This is a genomic window from uncultured Algibacter sp., assembly GCF_947487605.1.
GTDB lineage: Bacteria > Bacteroidota > Bacteroidia > Flavobacteriales > Flavobacteriaceae > Algibacter_D.
Genome location: NZ_CANKXK010000011.1, coordinates 19228 through 39275, shown reverse-complemented (window position 1 = coordinate 39275; position 20048 = coordinate 19228). Strand labels below are relative to the sequence as shown.

At 32.6% G+C, this 20048-nt stretch carries 23 protein-coding genes and 1 tRNA gene; 11 read left to right on the top strand and 13 right to left on the bottom strand.

The features are described 5' to 3' along the window. The first annotated feature begins 26 nt into the window (after window positions 1-26). The 8 genes from Q0739_RS12405 to Q0739_RS12375 all read left to right on the top strand — a co-directional run bounded on the left by Q0739_RS12405 (window position 27) and on the right by Q0739_RS12375 (window position 6916). The gene (locus Q0739_RS12405) at window positions 27-797 is read left to right on the top strand and encodes a tetratricopeptide repeat protein (protein ID WP_298239060.1); all 771 of its coding nucleotides are present in this window, start codon (window positions 27-29) and stop codon (window positions 795-797) included. A gap of 1 nt (window position 798) precedes the next feature. Continuing rightward, on the top strand, window positions 799-1284 hold the full coding sequence (ribH, locus tag Q0739_RS12400) for a 6,7-dimethyl-8-ribityllumazine synthase (protein ID WP_298239059.1): 486 nt from the start codon (window positions 799-801) through the stop codon (window positions 1282-1284). A 392-nt stretch (window positions 1285-1676) separates the two neighbouring features. Next, window positions 1677-1979 carry a hypothetical protein gene (locus Q0739_RS12395; protein WP_298239058.1) on the top strand — a complete coding sequence of 101 codons (303 nt, stop codon included), beginning with the start codon at window positions 1677-1679 and terminating at the stop codon, window positions 1977-1979. A 3-nt stretch (window positions 1980-1982) separates the two neighbouring features. Then, a complete protein-coding gene (gene mutL, locus Q0739_RS12390) occupies window positions 1983-3833 on the top strand; it encodes a DNA mismatch repair endonuclease MutL (protein WP_298239057.1) in 1851 nt (616 codons plus the stop codon). 99 nt (window positions 3834-3932) lie between these two features. Then, window positions 3933-4724: a rhomboid family intramembrane serine protease gene (locus Q0739_RS12385; RefSeq protein WP_298239056.1), complete on the top strand. Its 792-nt coding sequence runs from the start codon at window positions 3933-3935 to the stop codon at window positions 4722-4724. After that, entirely contained in the window at window positions 4721-5563 is an 843-nt protein-coding gene (locus tag Q0739_RS12380) for a rhomboid family intramembrane serine protease (protein ID WP_298239055.1), read from the top strand. The genes Q0739_RS12385 and Q0739_RS12380 overlap by 4 nt, the downstream gene beginning before the upstream one ends. Window positions 5564-5611: 48 nt before the next feature. After that, window positions 5612-5737 (top strand): four helix bundle protein, encoded by a 126-nt coding sequence (locus tag Q0739_RS15070; RefSeq protein ID WP_366140801.1) that lies wholly within the window; start codon window positions 5612-5614, stop codon window positions 5735-5737. Between the two features lie 153 nt (window positions 5738-5890). Continuing rightward, window positions 5891-6916: an endonuclease/exonuclease/phosphatase family protein gene (locus Q0739_RS12375; protein ID WP_298239054.1), complete on the top strand. Its 1026-nt coding sequence runs from the start codon at window positions 5891-5893 to the stop codon at window positions 6914-6916. Between the two features lie 92 nt (window positions 6917-7008). Here the strand turns inward: Q0739_RS12375 and Q0739_RS12370 are convergent, their stop codons facing one another. The 12 genes from Q0739_RS12370 to udk all read right to left on the bottom strand — a co-directional run bounded on the left by Q0739_RS12370 (window position 7009) and on the right by udk (window position 17889). Then, entirely contained in the window at window positions 7009-7317 is a 309-nt protein-coding gene (locus Q0739_RS12370) for a DUF6122 family protein (RefSeq protein WP_298239053.1), read from the bottom strand. Between the two features lie 5 nt (window positions 7318-7322). Further along, a complete protein-coding gene (locus tag Q0739_RS12365) occupies window positions 7323-7940 on the bottom strand; it encodes a WbqC family protein (RefSeq protein ID WP_298239052.1) in 618 nt (205 codons plus the stop codon). A gap of 94 nt (window positions 7941-8034) precedes the next feature. After that, window positions 8035-9612, bottom strand: coding sequence for a signal peptidase I (lepB, locus tag Q0739_RS12360; RefSeq protein ID WP_298239051.1), 1578 nt, complete (start codon window positions 9610-9612; stop codon window positions 8035-8037). Window positions 9613-9679: 67 nt separating this feature from the next. After that, the gene (gene dapB, locus Q0739_RS12355) at window positions 9680-10384 is read right to left on the bottom strand and encodes a 4-hydroxy-tetrahydrodipicolinate reductase (RefSeq protein ID WP_298239050.1); all 705 of its coding nucleotides are present in this window, start codon (window positions 10382-10384) and stop codon (window positions 9680-9682) included. After that, window positions 10385-11002: a DUF5683 domain-containing protein gene (locus Q0739_RS12350; protein ID WP_298239049.1), complete on the bottom strand. Its 618-nt coding sequence runs from the start codon at window positions 11000-11002 to the stop codon at window positions 10385-10387. After that, the gene (locus Q0739_RS12345; protein WP_298239048.1) at window positions 10992-11903 is read right to left on the bottom strand and encodes a ParB/RepB/Spo0J family partition protein; all 912 of its coding nucleotides are present in this window, start codon (window positions 11901-11903) and stop codon (window positions 10992-10994) included. The genes Q0739_RS12350 and Q0739_RS12345 overlap by 11 nt, the downstream gene beginning before the upstream one ends. A gap of 1 nt (window position 11904) precedes the next feature. Further along, the gene (locus Q0739_RS12340) at window positions 11905-12669 is read right to left on the bottom strand and encodes an AAA family ATPase (protein ID WP_298239047.1); all 765 of its coding nucleotides are present in this window, start codon (window positions 12667-12669) and stop codon (window positions 11905-11907) included. A 113-nt stretch (window positions 12670-12782) separates the two neighbouring features. Beyond that, a complete protein-coding gene (scpA, locus tag Q0739_RS12335; RefSeq protein WP_298239046.1) occupies window positions 12783-14903 on the bottom strand; it encodes a methylmalonyl-CoA mutase in 2121 nt (706 codons plus the stop codon). After that, window positions 14904-15575, bottom strand: a complete 672-nt coding sequence (locus tag Q0739_RS12330) for a hypothetical protein (protein ID WP_298239045.1) — start codon at window positions 15573-15575, stop codon at window positions 14904-14906. Window positions 15576-15596: 21 nt separating this feature from the next. Continuing rightward, window positions 15597-16961 carry a methylmalonyl-CoA mutase subunit beta gene (locus tag Q0739_RS12325; RefSeq protein ID WP_298239044.1) on the bottom strand — a complete coding sequence of 455 codons (1365 nt, stop codon included), beginning with the start codon at window positions 16959-16961 and terminating at the stop codon, window positions 15597-15599. Beyond that, entirely contained in the window at window positions 16954-17283 is a 330-nt protein-coding gene (locus tag Q0739_RS12320; RefSeq protein WP_298239043.1) for a septum formation initiator family protein, read from the bottom strand. Before Q0739_RS12320 ends, Q0739_RS12325 begins: the two co-directional genes overlap by 8 nt. Then, window positions 17284-17889 (bottom strand): uridine kinase, encoded by a 606-nt coding sequence (gene udk, locus Q0739_RS12315; RefSeq protein WP_298239042.1) that lies wholly within the window; start codon window positions 17887-17889, stop codon window positions 17284-17286. A 298-nt stretch (window positions 17890-18187) separates the two neighbouring features. Between udk and Q0739_RS12310 the strand changes: the two genes are divergently transcribed. From Q0739_RS12310 to Q0739_RS12300, 3 genes are all read left to right on the top strand, one after another. Next, window positions 18188-18427, top strand: coding sequence for a GIY-YIG nuclease family protein (locus Q0739_RS12310; protein ID WP_298239041.1), 240 nt, complete (start codon window positions 18188-18190; stop codon window positions 18425-18427). Further along, a tRNA-Pro gene (locus Q0739_RS12305) sits at window positions 18418-18492 on the top strand. Before Q0739_RS12310 ends, Q0739_RS12305 begins: the two co-directional genes overlap by 10 nt. Window positions 18493-18607: 115 nt before the next feature. Further along, entirely contained in the window at window positions 18608-18835 is a 228-nt protein-coding gene (locus Q0739_RS12300) for a hypothetical protein (RefSeq protein WP_298239040.1), read from the top strand. A gap of 7 nt (window positions 18836-18842) precedes the next feature. Here the strand turns inward: Q0739_RS12300 and Q0739_RS12295 are convergent, their stop codons facing one another. Beyond that, window positions 18843-20006, bottom strand: a complete 1164-nt coding sequence (locus tag Q0739_RS12295) for a glycosyl hydrolase (protein ID WP_298239039.1) — start codon at window positions 20004-20006, stop codon at window positions 18843-18845. Window positions 20007-20048 lie beyond the last annotated feature (42 nt).

Here is a 20048-nt window from a genome sequence, read left to right as displayed (position 1 = left end):
TTTTGCGGCGCATTAATATAGAATTTATGGCAACTTATAATAAAAGAGGATATAAACCGAAAACGAAGGCAGCTAAGGAGCAAAATATAGAAGATGGATCTACTACAGCAGAAGTTTTTAATACGTTAGATGAAACGGCATCAAAAACCGAAGCGTTTGTTGAGAAAAATCAGAAGTATATATTTGTTATCATAGGAATTGTTGCTGCGGTTGTTTTAGGCTATTTAGGTTATAATGAATATGTAGCGAAACCTAAACAAGTAGAAGCCATGAACGATATGTTTCAAGCACAGAAATATTTTAATGAGGCCGTAAACGGAACCGAGAAAGATTCGCTTTATAATTTGGCATTAAATGGTGGTGAAGGGAAATTTGGCTTGTTAGATATTATTAATGAATATGGTGGAACTAAATCGGCTAATCTAGCCAGCTATTACGCAGGTACGGCTTATTTAAGATTAAAGGATTATAAAAATGCTGTTACTCATTTGAGTAATTTTGAAAGTGATGATGAAATTCTAGCACCTTTAGCTAAAGGAAATATAGGTGATGCATTTGTGCAATTAAATCAACCTGAAGATGCATTAGATTATTACGATCAAGCTGCTGCAATGCGAAGTAATACATACACTACACCAATGTACTTATATAAAGCTGGAGCCATTGCTTTAGATTTAGGAAAAGCAGATGAGGCTTTGGCATATTTTGAGCGTGTTAAAGAGGAATTTCCTAATTCTACAGAGGCATCAACTGTTGATGTCTTTATAGGAAAAGCGCAAGTATTAGCGAACAAATAATATGGCTACGGTAAATAAAAATTTATCCAATTACGATAAAGCAACAATCCCAAACGCGAATAAATTTCGGTTTGGGATTGTTGTTTCAGAATGGAATGATACCATTACAGAAGGCTTATATCAAGGCGCATATAATACTTTAATTGAGAATGGTGTTTTGCCTAATAATATTATTAGATGGGATGTTCCAGGGAGTTTCGAATTAATCTATGGTTGCAAGAAAATGCAAGAGCAAATGGTAAATGCTGTAATTGCTATTGGTAGTGTTATTCAAGGAGAAACTAAACATTTCGATTTTGTTTGCGAAGCTGTATCGCAAGGTATAAAAGACTTAAATGTTATTCGTGAAACACCCGTTATTTTCTGTGTGCTTACAGATAATAATTTGCAACAGGCACAAGAGAGATCTGGAGGTAAACACGGTAATAAAGGAACCGAGGCTGCTGTTGCAGCTATTAAAATGGCTGAATTGCGTAGGAACAGCTAGAACTCAGTTTAGTGTTCAGTGTCAAGTGGGCAGTCTTCTAACATCGTGCTTCCAACTTCTAGCTTTGTATGTTTTTGTTAACAATTTTTAGCATTTCTAGCCTGTCTTTCTGTTACATTTTAAGTATTTTTGAGGGATAAGCACTATAGACTTTGTTTAAACAACGTAAGCATAAAACCTTTAATTATAAACCTAGGTTTTCTCAAGATCAAGAAAGCAGCCCCTTAAATGAATCTAAGGATAAGCCAGATTTTGTTTCTAGATGGAAAGAGGGAAGATCTAGAAAGCAAAGAGGCGGTATGTCTTTGCGAACGTTAATTATTGTTTTGGTATTATTATTGATTTGTATGTTTTGGTTGGGCTCGAAAATCAACTAAGTAAAAACTAATATTATGGGACCTATAAAATTCACTTTAATTAAAAGACTGCCGAGAAACAAAAGGTTTAATTATACGCCGCGATATTACAAAGGGAAAGACGATACTGATGAATTAAATTATGCAACAAAGTTTGATGCATATGCCGATAATTATAATAAAAGTGACTTTTCAGGACAATGGCATGAAAGCAGAGTTAATAGTAGAAATAGAGATAATTCAGGATTTAATAAAACAATCTTATTCTTAATTGCCTTTTTTATTCTAATTTTCTTATTTATAATCGATTTCGATTTATCTATATTCTTTTCAAAGTAATATATGGCAGACATTATACAACTATTACCAGATCATGTTGCAAATCAAATTGCCGCTGGAGAAGTTGTACAACGTCCCGCATCGGTAGTAAAGGAGTTACTTGAAAACGCTATTGATGCAGGCGCTAACAACATTAAACTTATTATAAAAGACGCAGGAAAAACCCTCGTACAGGTTATTGATGATGGTAAGGGAATGAGTACAACCGATGCACGTTTAAGTTTCGAACGTCATGCAACATCGAAAATTAGAACTGCAGACGACCTTTTTAAATTGCACACCAAAGGGTTTCGAGGTGAAGCCTTGGCAAGTATTGCAGCTATTGCGCATGTGGAGTTAAAAACAAAACAGGAGCAAGACGAAGTTGGAACTAATATAGAAATAGAAGGAAGTATTGTTGTAGATCAAGAAGTGGTTGTAACACCTAAGGGAACATCAATTGCAGTAAAGAATTTGTTTTTTAACATTCCTGCAAGACGTAATTTTTTGAAATCTGATGCAGTTGAATTAAGACATATAATCGACGAGTTTCAGCGTGTAGCTTTAGCACATCCTGATATCCAATTTTCGCTTTATAATAACGGAAGTGAAACATTTAATTTACCTGTTAGCAATTATAGACAGCGTATTGTTAATATTTTTGGAAATAAAACAAATGAGAAATTAGTACCCGTTGAAGAAGAAACCGAAGTGCTTAAAATTTCGGGATTTGTTGGTAAGCCTGAATTTGCCAAGAGAACCAGAGGCGAGCAGTACTTTTTTGTAAACAACAGATTTATTAAAAGCGCTTATTTAAATCATGCCATTGCTTCAGCTTTCGATGGTTTACTAAAAAGTGGAACACATGCTAGTTATTTTTTAAACCTAGAAGTCGATCCGCAAACTATAGATATTAATATTCATCCTACTAAAACAGAAATTAAGTTTGATGACGAGCATACACTTTATGCCTTGTTACGTTCTGCTGTTAAACATAGTTTAGGACAGTTTAATATTGCGCCAGTTTTAGATTTCGAACGTGATAATACTCTAGATACGCCTTACAAATATAATCAAGGTGTGGTTGCTGTCCCAAAAGTAGAAGTTGATAAAGAATTCAATCCATTTCAAGAAGAAAAAAGATCGTTTACATCCACCATGTCTTATAAAAAAGAAGCAACGGCTGGATGGGAAAGTTTGTATCAAGGTTTAGATACTAATAATGACAATATTGAAAGTGACTTTGGCGATGTAAATTTTGAAGGCGAGGCATCTACGGCTTCAATTTTTCAAAAAGACAAAGCCATTGATAATGGTAATTCTACTTATCAGCTTCACAATAAATATATTGTTACTACTATTAAATCTGGCATGTTAGTTATAGATCAGCATAGGGCACATCAACGTATTTTGTACGAAGATTTTCTTCAGCATATCACGGTTAAAAAAGCGGTTAGTCAGCAATTGTTGTTTCCATTAGAACTTCATTTTTCTAATCAAGAAACAGCTATCATAAATAATTTAAAGGAAGATTTAGAGAATACAGGATTTATATTCTCTAGCATTTCTGATGAAACAGTTGAAATTACAGGAGTGCCAGTAAGTGTGCCAGAAAGTGAAGTGTCAATTATTTTAGAACAGCTAATTAGTGATATAGAAAACGAAGTGCCAGATAGTCATTTTAGTATTACCGATCTACTTGCGAAATCGATGGCTAAAAGTTTAGCAATAAAAACTGGGCAATCCATTTTAAAAGAAGAACAAGAACATTTAGTTAACAAGCTTTTTGCTTGCAAAGAACCTAATGTTTCACCTACTAATCGCACCACATTTATAACATTGACGGTCGATGAGTTGGATAAAAAATTTATATAAATTAAGACTGAATACAAAAGACAGAAGACAGAAAAGTTGAAGTTTTATTAAAATGTCACCTTGAGCGCAGTCGAAAGGTCTTAAAAAGAAGATAAGTATATGATGAGAATTTCAAATACGGTTAAGCATATAATAATAATTAATATTGTTTTTTGGGTTGGTACGTTGTCGATAGGTCAGTTCGGAGATGTTTTTGATAATTTATTTGCAATGCATTTTCCAATGAATGACGGATTTAAGCCATGGCAAATCATTACACATATGTTTATGCATGCCTCATATGTGAATATGGGGAATGGACCTTCCATTTTCTTTTTGCATATTTTATTTAATATGCTAGGAATTTGGATGTTTGGTTCTCCACTTGAAAATATTTGGGGAAGGAACAAATTCATTTTGTTTTATATTTCATGTGGACTAGGAGCTATGCTTTTGCCATTGGTTATTGATTATATTAAGTTCTATTCATTAATAACTCCTTTAGTTGAAAAGGGATTAGATTTGGAAACATTGACATCTGCAATGAATATGAATAGATACAATCCTGAATGGGTAGAAATAATAGGAGAAGTAGATTGGGAGAATATTAAGAATATATTTAGAACAAAAAGTTTAGGAGCATCTGGATGTCTAATGGGATTATTAGTAGCCTTTGGAATGATGTTCCCCAATAGCGAATTAATGTTATTATTTCTTCCTATCCCAATAAAAGCAAAATATTTTATTCCATTATTATTAGGTTATGAAATCATATCTGGAGTAGCAGGAGGGAGTTCAATGTTTGGTTTCAATGTTGGTCATTTCGCACATGTTGGAGGAGCACTAACAGGTTTTCTAATTATGTGGTATTGGAAAAAAACGCAGTTTAATAAAAATAGATGGGACTTATGACCTTGATAGATGATATAAAGGATAAGCTAAATAGGCTTAATGTTTTAGAAAAAATAATCGCAATTAACGTTGTGATTTTTGTTTTAGGGTTGCTATTTAGTTCAAACCTTAGCTGGCTGGAATTACCAAGTACTTTAGGGGAGTTTATAATACAGCCTTGGACAATGATTAGCTACGCATTTGTTCATTACGACTTTTTGCATATTCTCTTTAATATGCTTTGGCTGTATGTAATTGCAAGGTGGTTTCTCAATTTATTTAATCCGAAATTAGCTTTAAATATTTATTTTCTAGGAGCTATTTGTGGTGGTTTAGTTTATTTAGTTGCATATAGTTTATTTCCAGATTTATTAGGTAAATCACGCTTGGTAGGCGCATCGGCATCTGTACGTGCATTGCTAATATTTTTATGTGCTTATATGCCAAATAAGAGCATGCACTTTTTTACATTTAACTTAAAACTTTGGTATGTTGGTGTAGCTATTATTATACTAGATTTATTTGGACTTTTCGGTTATAATACTGGAGGTAATTTAGCGCATCTTGGAGGCGCAGCACTTGGGTATTTTTATGCTAAACAATTGCTTAAAGGAAATGACATAGGCAAAGGTTTTGAACGTTTTATGGATAAGATTGCGAACTTCTTTAAAACATCCAAAAAAGGACCATTAAAAACAGTTCATAAAAATAAAAGTAAAGTAGGAGGTTATAATAAAGCAGATTTTAATGAGTTTAATAACCAAAAGAAAATTGATGTTATTTTAGACAAAATAAGTAAAAGTGGTTATGATAGTTTAACGGCTGAAGAGAAAGAGTTTTTGTTTAAAGCGGGAAAGTGACTTTAAAAGACAAAAGACAGAAGTTTGTATATATTCTAATTTGATATTATGGTGAAGTTTAAATTTGAAAAACTGCAAATTTGGCAAAAAGCGATGGATTTAGGCGAGGAAATTAATTTGTTAATAGTTAAATTTCCAAAAAGGGAATATTATATTTATCTACTCAATTATTAAGAGCCATAGATTCAGTAGTTTTAAATATTTCTGAAGAACAGTTTGATAAATATTATAACAAATCATTTCATCTTATGAATATGATGATTGCATTTAAAAGAAATCTAAAATAAAACATCGGTTATCTGTCTTAGGTCTGCTAGCAATATTTCAATGAAGAAACTAAGTTTCATAAACAAAATTATATATAGTATTAATGCTTGTGTTGCTATTTTATTATTATTGTCTTATGCTTTGCCATTCTTGCCGCCTAAGACCTTTTCAGTTCTTTCTGTTCTTAATTTAGGTGTATCATTTCTTATTATAACTAATGTTTTATTTTTTGTTTATTGGTTGGTAAAACTAAAGAAGCAATTTATACTATCATTTGTAATACTTTTAATTGGCTACTTTTTCTTTGGTTCATTATATAAATTTTCTCTTTCAGAAAACATTGAAAGCACTGGTAATTTTAAAGTAATGAATTATAATGTGCGCCTTTTTAATTTATACGATTGGATTCCAGAGAAGGGTGTGGAAACTAAAATTATTGATTTAATAAAAACTGAAGCTCCAGATGTTCTTAGTATTCAAGAATATCATCCACATAGTAATATCGATTTATCTTTTTTTAAATATAAATTCGAAAAACTTTCAGGAAAAAAAACAAAGTATGGGCAAGCCATTTTTTCTCAATTCCCAATAATTAATAATGGTTCAATCGAGTTTCCAAATACAGGAAATAACGCTGTTTTTGTCGATATACTTAAGAATACAGATACTATTAGGGTTTATAATATTCACTTAGAATCGTTGCATATTAACGCCAATGTTGAAAGTTTAAAAAAAGAAGATTCCGAACGTCTTTTTAAAAGAGTTGGAAATACATTTAAAATGCAACAATTCCAAACCGAGCTTTTTTTGATGCATAAATCGCAATGCAAACATAAAATGATAATTTGTGGCGATTTTAATAATACGGCATTCTCTTATGTTTATCGGAAAATTAAAGGCGATTTAAACGATACTTTTAAGGAAGCTGGAAATGGTTTTGGACGCACTTACGATTTTAAATTTTTCCCTGTGCGAATTGATTTTATTTTTGCAGATGATGCCTTTTCAGTAAATGGCTATAAAACTTTTGATGAGCGATTTTCAGATCATTATCCGGTGATGACGACGCTAAGTTTAGATGATTAGTTTTCAGTCGCAGTCATAGTTTTAAGTATTGAGTCATTGCGAAGGAGGTATCGACTGTGGCAATCTTTTTCATTGAGAATTTAAAAGAAAAATCACATAAGCGAACAATCCACTAGATCAGATGTAATGTGAATTACCAAACCTAAGGCAACCAATCTTGATTTCTTAGGAATTAATAGAAACAAATAAAAAGTAATTGCAAAAAAGGAGTGAAGCGGGTGGTAGCCAATGCTACATCTAGTTGGGTCGAAAATTGGACTTGCAAGAAGATGGTCTAAATCTATTAGAAAAGTAGCAAGCATTATTATAAAAGCCATTTTCCATGTATCTCTATACCAAATTAAGGCAACAACTAAAGGGATAAGGAAATGACATCCATAATGAGCAATAGATTGTAGCATTAGAATTATTTTAAAGTTTGAGATTCTAAATAATTTAAGGCATTGGGGCCTTCATTGAAAAGTAAATCTAGAATGTTCAAATTTGATATAAAGCCATGTTTACTTTCAAACACCTGCGTGTAAGGTTTAAAACTATGTATAGTTTCTTTTTTGGCATTTACAAGGTGCCTAAAATCGTTAACACCTTCTAAAGTATTTTCGTAGACTTTTGTATGATATGTTTTTAATTCTAATTGTAAACACTCACAAATAATTTCAAAGCATCTTAAATTGAAATCTAAAATAAAATCTACTTTTTCTGTAAATAAAGGTTTTAAGTCATCTTCGTAGTATTCGAAAAATGGTGATGTTCTATATGCTGACAGTAATGATTTCCAATGGTTGCTTTGCCATTTTTCGGCATTAAAAACTTTTACATCACGGTATTTCTGTCTGTTTTTTTGGGTGTGAATAACAGGAATGTTTAAAGCTAATTTTCCATTAGCACCATAAATATAGCAGCGGTTTCTGTAGGTTTGTTTAAGAAAGTTGTCATGCATTTCAAACACAACTTCCTTTGCCTTTGCTATGGCTACAAAGTGAGCGATGTTAGGAAAGTAAGTTGGATGTAATAAAATGTTCATTTGTTGATGTCATTCCTGCGAAGGCAGGAACCCACTTTTATAATTAAGTTTCAATTTATAAGATTCCTGCCTTCGCAGGAATGACAAATCTTTATCAACTATTTTTCTTGCGTTTCCTCCATTTATTATAACCAATCCATCCAAAGAGTAATACCAAAAATGGAATAAAGTATGACGTTGCCTTACCACTACCACTAACAGTCGTAAAAAAACGGTCCCAACGCGGATTTTTAAGGCCATCCCAACTCATCCAAATAAATACAGGTTTGCCTACAACATGGTCAAAAGGAACAAAACCCCATGCTCTGGCATCAATTGAATTATGACGATTATCTCCCATCATCCAATAGTAATTTTGTTTAAATGTATAAGTGTTAGCAACTTCACCATTAATCAATATTTGATTTCCTTTAACTTGTAATGAGTTGCCTTCATATTCTGTGATAACACGTTTATATAGTGGTAAAACGTCTAAGTTAATAGCAATTGTTTTTCCTTCTTCTGGAATGTAAAGTGGGCCGAAGAAATCGACATTCCAATTATAATTTGGATCATGTGGAAATATATTGGGATCTCGAACACCTTTTTCTTTTTTATTTGGTGTTATGCTAGCAACATTAGGATGGTTTTTAAATTTAGCCAAAGCCTCATCTGAAATAGCAGAGAAATAATATGTATTATTGGAGTTTGGCATAATACCAAAGCCATCTGTTATATCGTAACGGTCTTTTATTTGTTTTGGATTAAACTGGTTTGTTTTTGGTTGTACGAGGTAACTAAACTGTAAATGTGCTCTATCTGGCAGCTCATTTTTTTTATTATTTATATAAACAAAACCATCGCGAACTTCTAACGAATCTCCCGCTACAGCAACGCAACGCTTCACTAAATTAGTTTTTTTGTCAATGGGTTTGTAGTAGTTTCTATCTGGATGAAAATCATTCATGTCCAACAAGGTGTCTGCTGGTTGATTGAAAACGACTATTTCGTTTCTATCTATTTTTTCAAACCCAGGAATACGTAAATAGGGTAGTTGTAATTTGTTTTTCCATGAGTTACTACCAATATGGTCATCAAATAAATAGGACTTTGATTTTAATACAGGAATAGTATCATGAACCATAGGTGCTCCAACAGTCGTCATTGGAATTCTAGCGCCATAATGAAATTTGCTCACAAATAAGAAATCACCGACTAATAGTGATTTTTCTAACGATGATGAAGGAATAGTAAAAGGCTGAATAAAGTAAGTATGTACTATGGTTGCAGCTACAATAGCAAATAAAATAGAACTTGTCCATTCACCAGAGCCAGATTTTGGATGTATATTTCTATTCTCTATGTATTCTACATCGGCAACATAGTTTAAATAGTAATTATAAAAACCTAATGTGGCAACTGCTAAAAAAGTATCTACATAGGTGTTTTTTCCAAAACTTCTAGCGGTTTCAACCCAAACTACTATAAACATAATAAGGTTAACAATAGGTAAAAATAATAAGATTACCCACCACCAAGGACGGTTAATTATCTTCATTAATACTACACCATTGTAAATAGGAATAAAGGCTTCCCAAGCTTGTCTACCAGCTTTAATATATAATTTCCAAGTCCCTAATCCATGAATTAATTGGATTATTAAAATGAATATAAACCATTGTGTTAATGTCATAACTTAAAATTTAAAATATTTTGGTTAGTAGTAGGAGTTTAGACTTATGTTACATGTTAATTAGGTATTAACCTATATTTAACACATCTTTCATAGTGAAAACACCATTTTTACCAACAATCCATTCTGAAGCAATTACAGCACCAAGAGCAAACCCTTGTCTGTTATGGGCAATATGTTCAATTGTTATGCTATCTACTTCGCTTTTGTAATTTATGGTATGCGTTCCAGGAACGTCTTCAATACGTTTTGCAATTATTGGGATTTTGGAATTCGTGTCACCATCCAATTCCCAAGCTCCATATTTTTCACTTTGAGAAATAATATCATTAGCCAATGAAATTGCAGTACCACTTGGAGCATCTAACTTTTGAGTATGATGAATTTCTTCCATACTTACATCGTATTGCTTTAGCGTGGACATCATTTTTGCTAATGTTTTATTTAGCTCAAAGAAAATATTGACTCCAAGACTATAATTGGAAGCGTATATAAAAGCACCATTTTTTTCTTTACATAAAGCAACGGCCTTTTCGTAATTATCTAGCCATCCTGTTGTGCCAGAAATTACAGGTACATTATTATTAATACAGTTTGTTATATTATTAAAAGCAACATTTGGGATGCTAAAATCTATGGCAACATCTGCTTGAGTAATATCATACTCCTTATCATCTTTATCTATTTTAAGTACAATATTATGACCACGACTAATTGCTATTTTTTCAATAGTCTGACCCATTTTTCCGTATCCTAATAAAGCAATATTCATTTAAAATTTAAAATTTAGTGTTAATCCGAGATTGCCAGTTGCGTCAATCTCGTTTAATTTATAATGAGGGGCCAAAGATAGGTTTTCATCTACATTATATTGTAATAAATGCGCATCTACGTTTGCATCAATAATATTTAAAGCATAAATACCAATTGTAACCAAAAGCGATAACTCTTTATTTCTTCTAAATAGCTTTTGCGCTCTTAATAATCCATCATCAGAAACTCGAGGCGAACTAAGTTGATTTCCTTGGGCGTCTAAATAAAACTCATCGTTAGTAAAGCCAGCTAATCTACTTTTATAAGCATCTCTATAGCGGTTATATTCTTTATTATTATTCAAATAGAAATATACACCTGTTCCAATAGCGACATAAACAATTGGAATTTTCCAATATTTTTTATTGTATGCCTGCCCTAGACCAGGCAATACGGCAGAGTAAAACGCAGCTTTTGCTGGAGATAATGGGTTTATGGGTTCTCTAATTTCTGTAACTTCTTCAATTTCTATAGCTTCAGGAAGTTTTTCATTATCATTTTTTTTCTTGTCTTGGGCAAATATGGAAATGCAAAACAGAAAAGAAAATATACTGGTAGTAACTAATTTATTTCGCACCTTGAACTAATTTTTTAATGCGATTAAAATCTTCTTCAGAATGGAATGGAATTGTTATTTTTCCTTTACCATTATTAGAAACTTTAACGTCAATTTTGTGACCAAAGTATTCTGAAAATGCTGTTATCCCTTTTTTAATATATTTAGGAACATCTTTTTCTGTTTCTTTTTGAGTAGTTGGTTTTATATCTACATTATTGTTGAAATTGCGAACTAACACTTCGGTTTCTCTTACAGATAATTTATTAGAAAGTATTTTTTCGTAAATATCTAATTGAAACGTTTGGTCTTCAATACCAATTAAAGCACGTCCATGTCCCATAGAAATAAAACCATCGCGCATTCCCGTTTGAATAATAGGGTCTAGTTTTAACAAACGTAAATAGTTAGCAATAGTAGAACGTTTTTTACCAACACGTTCACTCATTTGTTCTTGTGTTAAGTTTATTTCATCAATTAAACGTTGGTAAGATAAAGCAATTTCGATAGGATCTAAATCTTGGCGTTGAATATTTTCAACTAAAGCCATTTCTAACGATTCTTGATCGTTGGCAATTCTAATATAGGCAGGAATGGTTTCTAGACCAATTAATTTTGAGGCTCTAAAACGACGCTCTCCAGAAACTAATTGATATTTATTGAAATCTAATTTTCTTACCGTAATAGGTTGAATAATACCAAGCTCTTTTATAGAAGAAGCTAATTCACGCAAAGATTCTTCACTAAAATTGGTTCTAGGTTGAAAAGGGTTTACTTCAATAAAATCGATATCTAATTCAACAATATTTCCAATAACTTTATCTGCATTCTTGTCTTGAACAGACTGAATATCGTTACTTGGATCTTTTAAAAGAGCCGATAAACCTCTACCTAAAGCCTGTTTTTTAGTTGCCTTAGCCATACTAACCGTTTTTGTTGATAATTTCTTTAGCCAAACTTAAGTAATTAGTAGCTCCTTTGCTACTTGCATCATAATTAATTATACTCTCACCATAACTAGGTGCCTCACCTAAACGCACATTACGTTGTATAATTGTTTGAAACACCATGTTATTGAAGTGTTTTTGAACCTCTTCAACTACTTGATTAGAAAGTCTTAGTCTAGAATCATACATGGTAAGTAATAAGCCTTCTATATCTAATTCTGGGTTATGTATTTTTTGAACACTTTTAATGGTATTTAACAATTTGCCTAAGCCTTCAAGCGCGAAATATTCGCATTGAATTGGGATTATTACAGCATCAGCCGCAGTCAATGCATTAAGTGTTAGAAGTCCCAAAGAAGGTGCGCAATCAATTAAAATAAAATCGTATGCATCTTTAACCTCTTCTAAAGCTTTTTTAAGCATGTACTCGCGATTGTCTTTGTCAACGAGTTCTATTTCAATAGCAACCAGATCTATATGTGCTGGTATAGCATCTAAATTAGGTGTTTCGGTTTTTACTATAGCTTCTTTTGCAGAATTGGAATGTTCAAGAAGTTGATAGGTTCCAATTTCTACAGTCTCTACATCAATACCAATGCCAGATGTAGCATTTGCTTGTGGATCTGCATCTATTAGAAGCACTTTCTTTTCTAAAACACCAAGTGAAGCGGCTAAGTTAATTGACGTTGTTGTTTTACCAACACCGCCTTTTTGGTTAGCAATTGCAATGATTTTACCCATTAATGATTTGGTTTAATAAGCGGTAAAAATACGATTATTTACGAGGAATAAAAATGGAACTTGTTAACAAACGGATAATTAGAAAATCAATTACGATATTGATATTTTTAAGCTTAATCAATCAAGATTTCAAGTATTTTAATTGCTGCATCACTAATTTTTGTGCCAGGACCAAAAACGGCAACTGCACCAGCATCGAATAAATATTGATAATCCTGTTTGGGTATAACACCACCAACAATAACCATAATATCATCGCGTCCATAAGATTTTAAAGCCTCAATAACTTGAGGTACTAGCGTTTTGTGTCCAGCAGCAAGAGATGAAACACCTAAAATATGAACATCGTTTTCTACAGCTTGCTTTGCGGCTTCTTGTGGTGTTTGAAATAGTGGTCCAATATCGACATCAAAGCCAACATCAGCATAACCTGTTGCAACAACTTTTGCACCACGATCGTGACCATCTTGTCCCATTTTTGCAATCATAATTCGAGGTCTACGACCGTCTTGTTCTGCAAAAATATCTGCTAGTTCTTGCGCTTTTTTAAACGATTTATCGTCTTTTATTTCTTTGCTATACACACCTGAAAAGGATTTTATTTGTGCTTTATGTCTTCCAAAGGATGCTTCTAAGGCATCGCTTATTTCACCTAATGTTGCTCGTTCACGAGCTGCTTCAATAGCTAAAGATAATAAGTTTTTTTCTCCTGTTTTAGCTGCTTTTGTTAATTTTAATAAGGCAGTTTCTACTTTATTAGAATCTCTTTCCGATTTAATATTGTTTAGTCTTTCTATTTGAGAATTTCTAACAGTTTTATTGTCTACTTCTAGTGTGGTAATAGGATCTTCTTTTTCTAAGCGATATTTATTGACACCAACAATAATATCTTGCCCTGAGTCTATGCGCGCTTGTTTTTTGGCTGCAGCTTCTTCGATGCGTATTTTAGGAATTCCAGCTTCAATGGCTTTTGTCATGCCGCCTAGTTCTTCTACTTCTTCTATTAGAGACCATGCTTTTTTTGCAATATCATGAGTTAGTTTTTCAACATAATAACTGCCTGCCCAAGGATCAACTGTTTTGGTTATTTTAGTTTCTTCTTGTAAAAATATTTGTGTATTTCTGGCTATTCTAGCAGAGAAATCGGTTGGTAGAGCAATTGCTTCGTCTAGGGCGTTTGTATGCAAACTTTGTGTTCCTCCAAAAGCTGCGGCAGCTGCCTCAATTGTTGTGCGAGCTATATTATTAAAAGGATCTTGCTCTGTTAAACTCCAACCAGATGTTTGGCAGTGCGTTCTTAAGGCCAAGGATTTTTCGTTTTTCGGATTAAATTGTTTAACTATTTTAGCCCAAAGCATGCGAGCTGCACGCATTTTTGCTATCTCCATAAAATGATTCATTCCTATTGCCCAGAAGAATGAAAGTCTTGGAGCAAAGGTGTCAATATCCATACCAGCTTTAATGCCTGTTCTAAGGTACTCTAATCCATCGGCTAGGGTGTAAGCTAGTTCAATATCGCAAGTCGCACCGGCTTCTTGCATGTGATAACCAGAAATACTAATGCTATTGAACTTTGGCATATTTTTACTAGTAAATTCAAAAATATCTGAAATGATTTTCATAGATGGCGTAGGAGGATAGATATAAGTATTACGCACCATAAATTCTTTTAAAATATCATTTTGAATAGTACCAGAAAGTTGTTCTATGGAAACGCCTTGTTCTTCTGCTGCCACAATAAAAAATGCCATTATGGGTAGTACGGCTCCGTTCATAGTCATGGAAACCGACATCTTATCTAATGGAATTTGATCGAAAAGAATTTTCATATCTTCAACAGAATCAATAGCAACTCCAGCTTTTCCAACATCACCAACAACACGTTTGTGGTCACTATCATAACCGCGATGTGTTGCTAAATCAAAAGCAACCGATAAGCCTTTTTGTCCAGCAGCTAGATTGCGTCTGTAAAATGCATTGCTTTCTTCAGCTGTACTAAAACCTGCATATTGCCTAATAGTCCATGGTCTGCGAACATACATAGTGCTATATGGGCCACGTAAATACGGCGCAATTCCAGCGACAAAGTTTAAATGTTCTAAATCTTCAATATCGTTCTTAGAATAGACGGATTTAACTTCAATGCCTTCAGAAGTTAAAAAAGAATCATGTACTGAATCTTTTATACTTTCAGGTTTATTATTAAGGGTTATATGTTGAAGATTTTTTCTCATTTAATGATTATGTCCAGCATGTGGATCTGGTGTTGTTTCTTGCTGTGTGTTATTAAAGTCTACTTTTTCTTCTGATTCATTCATGTTAACCTGAGACAAATCAACATCAAAAAGTTTTGCGTAAAATAAGTCGAAAGCCATATAAGCCGATAAATATTTATCTCTAATAGCTTGACTATAATTGGAAATTAAAGGTGTTCCAAAGAGTTTAGGACTCATGCTGTTGGTTGAAATCAATGCATTAAGAGTAGTATTTAAATCTTTGTTTTGAATATTAGTGGCAATACAATTGAAAAGTTTGCTGTTATAATTTAAATGACTATTTGAGTTGTTGGCATCCCATAAATCATTTTCTTTTTTTAAAACGTTAAAAACTTCTATTGTATGGGGTGTAATCATATCTTGATATTTTACTTGTCCGCTTACAGCTTGACGAACAAACTGGGAATATGCTCTTGAAATATTAGGTTTCCCTTTACTGTAAAAATTAATCATATCATTTTCAAAAGCAAAAAGAGCTTCGTTATACAGCTTTGAGTCTAAACTATCGCAAGTTAAAACAACACCTTTATCGGTATATATATACTCAGATAAAGTTGTCTTTTCTTTTTTACAGCTTGTAAAACTGATTACTAAGGCAACTACAAAAAGTTTTAATAATTGAGGTTTCATTTTAATAATATAATTTAAGGTTTATTCTTTTTTTAATCGTTCTTGTTCTAATGTTTCGGCTAATCGTTTTTCTATAATTGGTTCTATTAGCGTTTTCCTTGTTTTTGATTTGACAAAGGGGTAAAGTTCTAATTCATCTTTCATTTTATCATTTACATTAGGATGCTTATTAGTTCCTAAAAGGACTTCAGTACCCGAATCAAATTGTTGCTGTTCTTTTAAAGCGCTCTCTTTTATTTTACGCTGAATTGTACCAGCTTTCAACTGATGTAAAAAACCACCATTTGCCTCTATATTTTTGAAAATGCTTAGGGCTTTCTCTGCTAGTTGATTAGTTAAACTCTCAATGTAATAAGACCCATCTGATGCATTATTAACTATGTTAAAATAACTTTCATGTTTAAGTATTAAAAGCTGATTTCTAGCAATGCGCTCACCAAATTCATTGTCTTTATGGTAAATGGTATCATAAGCTAAGTTGTAAATAGTATCTGCTCCACCAAGTATGGCACTCATACATTCGGTAGTAGTTCGTAGTATATTGGTGGTATAGTCGTATAGTGTTTTATTGCGTTTTGTTGGTGTAACAGTAATATAACAGTTAGAGTTGATGTTATATTCTGAAGACAAAATATTCCATAACTGTCTTAATGCTCTAAGTTTTGCGATTTCGAAAAAATAATTGGTGCCTACCGCAACATTAAATGTTGTTTTAAGAGTTTGAATTTTTTGATTGTTTGTTTTAAAATAATTCAAATATTCATTAGCGTGCGCCAAAGCATAGGCGAGTTGCTGTACTATAGTTGCTCCTCCATTTTGGTAAGTTGAGGTGTTAATAGTTATTGAATTTGTTTCTTTTATAACGCTCTCTAGTTTTTGAAAGTCATCTTTTATGTTTTTGAACCAATTACCTGTTTTAGCCAAGTTTTCGATGATATCTATCTCAATTTGAATTTTTTCATTATTAATGGATTTGCCAATGTTTTTTACGAATACTTCAGAAAGAAATTGTAATTCTAAGTAGATAGGTGTTAACTTCAGATTGATATTTTGGATTAAATCAAGTGTAGAATGGGTGTCATCTGGTATAATAAACTTGATACTTTCAGCACCACGTTTAATGGCATGTATGGCTTTTGAATTTGCTTTTCTTGCATCAGTCACAAAAATACTTTGGCATATTTTCCAACCTTTAGTCTCTTTGTGAGTTACTTCTGGATATTTGCTAAAATCATCAGCATGGTAAAAAGGTTTTACCGCTATATCTTCATTTATATGCCAAATTAGCGTTTCATTATAATCGGCTCCCTTTAAATCGAACTGGATTTTTTGTTTCCATTGTTTTGCAGAAACTTGGTTGAAATCGTCAAACAGGTTTTTACTCATCTTTTTTAAGTTTTAAACTGTCTTCATATTCAATAATATAAATCTCTTCATCGTCTCGCTTCATATAATACTCTTCTCGCGCAAATTTTTCAAGACCTTCCTCAGTTTTCAACTTTTTAATGGATTTTTTGTCTTTTTCTATTTCTCGCTTGTAATAGTCTTTTTCATCTTCAAGGTTATCAATTTCTGTATTTAATTCGTTGTGTATAAACCATGAGTTGGCATCAAAAAATAACATCCAAACAACGAATCCAATTATAATAATAACAAACCAGTTTTTAAATGGTTTTAGATATTTACTTTTATTTTTAAGATTGGCCATTTATAATTTTTCAGTTATAATCGTTCTAACTATATCAACAGCTACTGTATTGTATTTATTGTTTGGTATAATAATATCGGCATATTCTTTCATTGGTTCAATAAACTGGTCGTGCATAGGTTTTAGGGTTGTTTTATACCTATTAAGAACTTCGTCTAAATCTCTACCACGTTCAGAAATGTCGCGTTTTAAACGTCTTATTAAGCGTTCGTCACTATCAGCATGTACAAATATTTTGATGTCAAACATATCTCGTAATTCGGGATTAGTAAGAATTAAAATCCCTTCTACAATCATCACTTTTCTGGGATGAGTTAATATGGTATCACCAGTTCTATTGTGCTTAACAAATGAGTAAACGGGTTGGTGTATTGGTTCTTTGTTTTTTAATTTTTCTAAATGAGAGGCTAACAAATCAAAATCTATAGATCTTGGGTGGTCAAAATTAATATTTACACGTTCTTCATAAGATAAGTGACTCGTATCTTTATAATAAGAGTCCTGAGAAATAATGCCTACTTCGCCATCTGGGAGTTCATTTAATATTTGATTTACTACCGTTGTTTTGCCACAACCAGTACCACCAGCAATTCCTATAACAAGCATGAATTTTTATTTTGTTTGAGCTAAACAAATTTAAGATTATTTCTTAGAATGATTTTTAATTTTGGCATTAATTCTCATAATGAGTTATAAAGAAATAATGTGTCTAATCGAAGAAATTTAAAACTATTAAAAATAGAAATAAAATGTAGTTTGATTTTGAAGAAAAACTCTATATTTGCATCCCGTTATAGATAACCAAAATTCGGGGTGTAGCGTAGCCCGGTTATCGCGCCGCGTTTGGGACGCGGAGGTCGTCACGCTTGAAGCGTGACCACCACAACTAAAAAGAAACATTATTATGTTTGTATATATTCTTTTTAGTCAAAGTTTATCGAAATATTATGTAGGTCAAACCGCAGATTTTGATAAAAGGCTTGAAAGGCATAATTTAGGTTATGTGAAATCAACAAAACATGGTTTACCATGGGAATTGATTTTAAAGATTGAAGTTCTTAGTAGAAGAGAAGCACTAATTCTTGAAAAGAAAATTAAGAAAAGAGGTGCGAAAAGATATTTAGATAACCATTTCGGGGTGTAGCGTAGCCCGGTTATCGCGCCGCGTTTGGGACGCGGAGGTCGCAGGTTCGAATCCTGCCACCCCGACAAATATGAATGCCAATAGAAACCAAAACCTTGTAAATCATATGATTTACAAGGTTTTATTGTTTTTAGACTACCATAAAAATTGAATTGATACATTTTTATGAATCGTGAAGATATGAAACTACGCAGTTTAGAAGCACACGATGTTGTAAATCTAAAATCAGAATACAATGGTGTGATCCGTGAAGCCAATAATTTTAAAGTCGTAGGTTATGATATTCCAAAAAACTGTTGCGCAACTTATTTTCCAGAAACAAATGTTTTAGTGCCTCTTGATAGTTTTGCTCATACAGCAAAAACACCAGCATCAAAGAGCGTGAAAATAACTATTGAAAAAGTTTAAGATTTCTTTACTTAGAGCGCCATCTGCGTAACCAAAACTTCCACCATCTTCTGTTATAGATGTGCTTCAAATCGTTTTCAAATAAAACATGAGAATCGTTATAAAACGCTACAAAGTTTTCTGCTGAGACTTGATTTGGAAAAGGGGCATAATAGTGCGTTGGGCTATCCTCATCATTACGCCAAACTAAAACGTAACACAGCTTTATATCCTCTCTTTTAATTATGGGTAGCAATTTATCTGTCCACCAAATAGGATCTGGTATAGACTCTAATCCAGTTTCTGTAAACGCAGCAAGTTTCTTTTTTTTAATGGCGTAATCAGATACTATTTTTAGTTTTTTAGCAACAGCTTCTAAATCCCCTAATTTGAAATCGTGGTAATCATCCATACCTAGTAAATCTACCCATTCGTCACCTGGATATCTATCCAAATATTCTTCTTCCGTATTAAATTTACAATCAGGCGAAAACGCATAAATTATATTATGCAGTTTTAATGTGTCTCTCATATAACTGACCGTAAACCTCCACATTGTAATAAATTCTTCTTTGGAACAATGGGGTTTTCCCCACCAAAACCAATCGCCATCAAACTCATGGTATGGTCTAAAAATAATTGGAATTGCTTCTCCATGTTTTCCTTTTAATGTTTTTACCCATTCGCCAATTTCATTTAAAATAGTTTTGTATTTCTCATGTCCATCACCACCTGGTATGAGTCTAGGAAGAATTGGTTCTGATATTGAGTCTTTCCAATAGAAGTCAAATTTATTTTTGTCTTTTGAAAACGGATTGGAAAAATGCCACGCTAAAGTATTAACTGCACCTCTGTTGTAGTTTTCAATTATATTTTCGCTTAGTAACGCCCTTTCTTTTGCAATTTTTTCAGGAGACCCATTATAAAATTTTAAGAGGTCAACACCAATTACTGCCGGATGAGAGCCGCAAACTGATTTTACATCTGATCGGTTTTTATCACCTTTCCAATGGTGTCCATATTCCGTGGCATGTTGTTGCCCAAATAGCGTGTGTTCTTGTCCAATTAAATACAAGCTTTTGTATAGAGATTTTGTTTCTTTAGTAGCCTTTTTGTCAATTAATTCTTGTGAGGCTAATCCAGAGTATATTAATATAAAAATGGATAATAAAAATGCTTTTATTTTGCTCATTATAAATATGTTACGCGCCTTAAGTAGTTAGCCTTGATTAAT

Coding starts and splice junctions, on each gene's coding strand:
- Q0739_RS12405 (WP_298239060.1), top strand. CDS start 27: ATGGCAACTTATAATAAAAGAGGATATAAACCGAAAACGAAGGCAGCT.
- ribH (WP_298239059.1), top strand. CDS start 799: ATGGCTACGGTAAATAAAAATTTATCCAATTACGATAAAGCAACAATC.
- Q0739_RS12395 (WP_298239058.1), top strand. CDS start 1,677: ATGGGACCTATAAAATTCACTTTAATTAAAAGACTGCCGAGAAACAAA.
- mutL (WP_298239057.1), top strand. CDS start 1,983: ATGGCAGACATTATACAACTATTACCAGATCATGTTGCAAATCAAATT.
- Q0739_RS12385 (WP_298239056.1), top strand. CDS start 3,933: ATGATGAGAATTTCAAATACGGTTAAGCATATAATAATAATTAATATT.
- Q0739_RS12380 (WP_298239055.1), top strand. CDS start 4,721: ATGACCTTGATAGATGATATAAAGGATAAGCTAAATAGGCTTAATGTT.
- Q0739_RS15070 (WP_366140801.1), top strand. CDS start 5,612: ATGGTGAAGTTTAAATTTGAAAAACTGCAAATTTGGCAAAAAGCGATG.
- Q0739_RS12375 (WP_298239054.1), top strand. CDS start 5,891: ATGAAGAAACTAAGTTTCATAAACAAAATTATATATAGTATTAATGCT.
- Q0739_RS12370 (WP_298239053.1), bottom strand. CDS start 7,317: ATGCTACAATCTATTGCTCATTATGGATGTCATTTCCTTATCCCTTTA.
- Q0739_RS12365 (WP_298239052.1), bottom strand. CDS start 7,940: ATGAACATTTTATTACATCCAACTTACTTTCCTAACATCGCTCACTTT.
- lepB (WP_298239051.1), bottom strand. CDS start 9,612: ATGACATTAACACAATGGTTTATATTCATTTTAATAATCCAATTAATT.
- dapB (WP_298239050.1), bottom strand. CDS start 10,384: ATGAATATTGCTTTATTAGGATACGGAAAAATGGGTCAGACTATTGAA.
- Q0739_RS12345 (WP_298239048.1), bottom strand. CDS start 11,903: ATGGCTAAGGCAACTAAAAAACAGGCTTTAGGTAGAGGTTTATCGGCT.
- Q0739_RS12340 (WP_298239047.1), bottom strand. CDS start 12,669: ATGGGTAAAATCATTGCAATTGCTAACCAAAAAGGCGGTGTTGGTAAA.
- scpA (WP_298239046.1), bottom strand. CDS start 14,903: ATGAGAAAAAATCTTCAACATATAACCCTTAATAATAAACCTGAAAGT.
- Q0739_RS12330 (WP_298239045.1), bottom strand. CDS start 15,575: ATGAAACCTCAATTATTAAAACTTTTTGTAGTTGCCTTAGTAATCAGT.
- Q0739_RS12325 (WP_298239044.1), bottom strand. CDS start 16,961: ATGAGTAAAAACCTGTTTGACGATTTCAACCAAGTTTCTGCAAAACAA.
- Q0739_RS12320 (WP_298239043.1), bottom strand. CDS start 17,283: ATGGCCAATCTTAAAAATAAAAGTAAATATCTAAAACCATTTAAAAAC.
- udk (WP_298239042.1), bottom strand. CDS start 17,889: ATGCTTGTTATAGGAATTGCTGGTGGTACTGGTTGTGGCAAAACAACG.
- Q0739_RS12310 (WP_298239041.1), top strand. CDS start 18,188: ATGTTTGTATATATTCTTTTTAGTCAAAGTTTATCGAAATATTATGTA.
- Q0739_RS12300 (WP_298239040.1), top strand. CDS start 18,608: ATGAAACTACGCAGTTTAGAAGCACACGATGTTGTAAATCTAAAATCA.
- Q0739_RS12295 (WP_298239039.1), bottom strand. CDS start 20,006: ATGAGCAAAATAAAAGCATTTTTATTATCCATTTTTATATTAATATAC.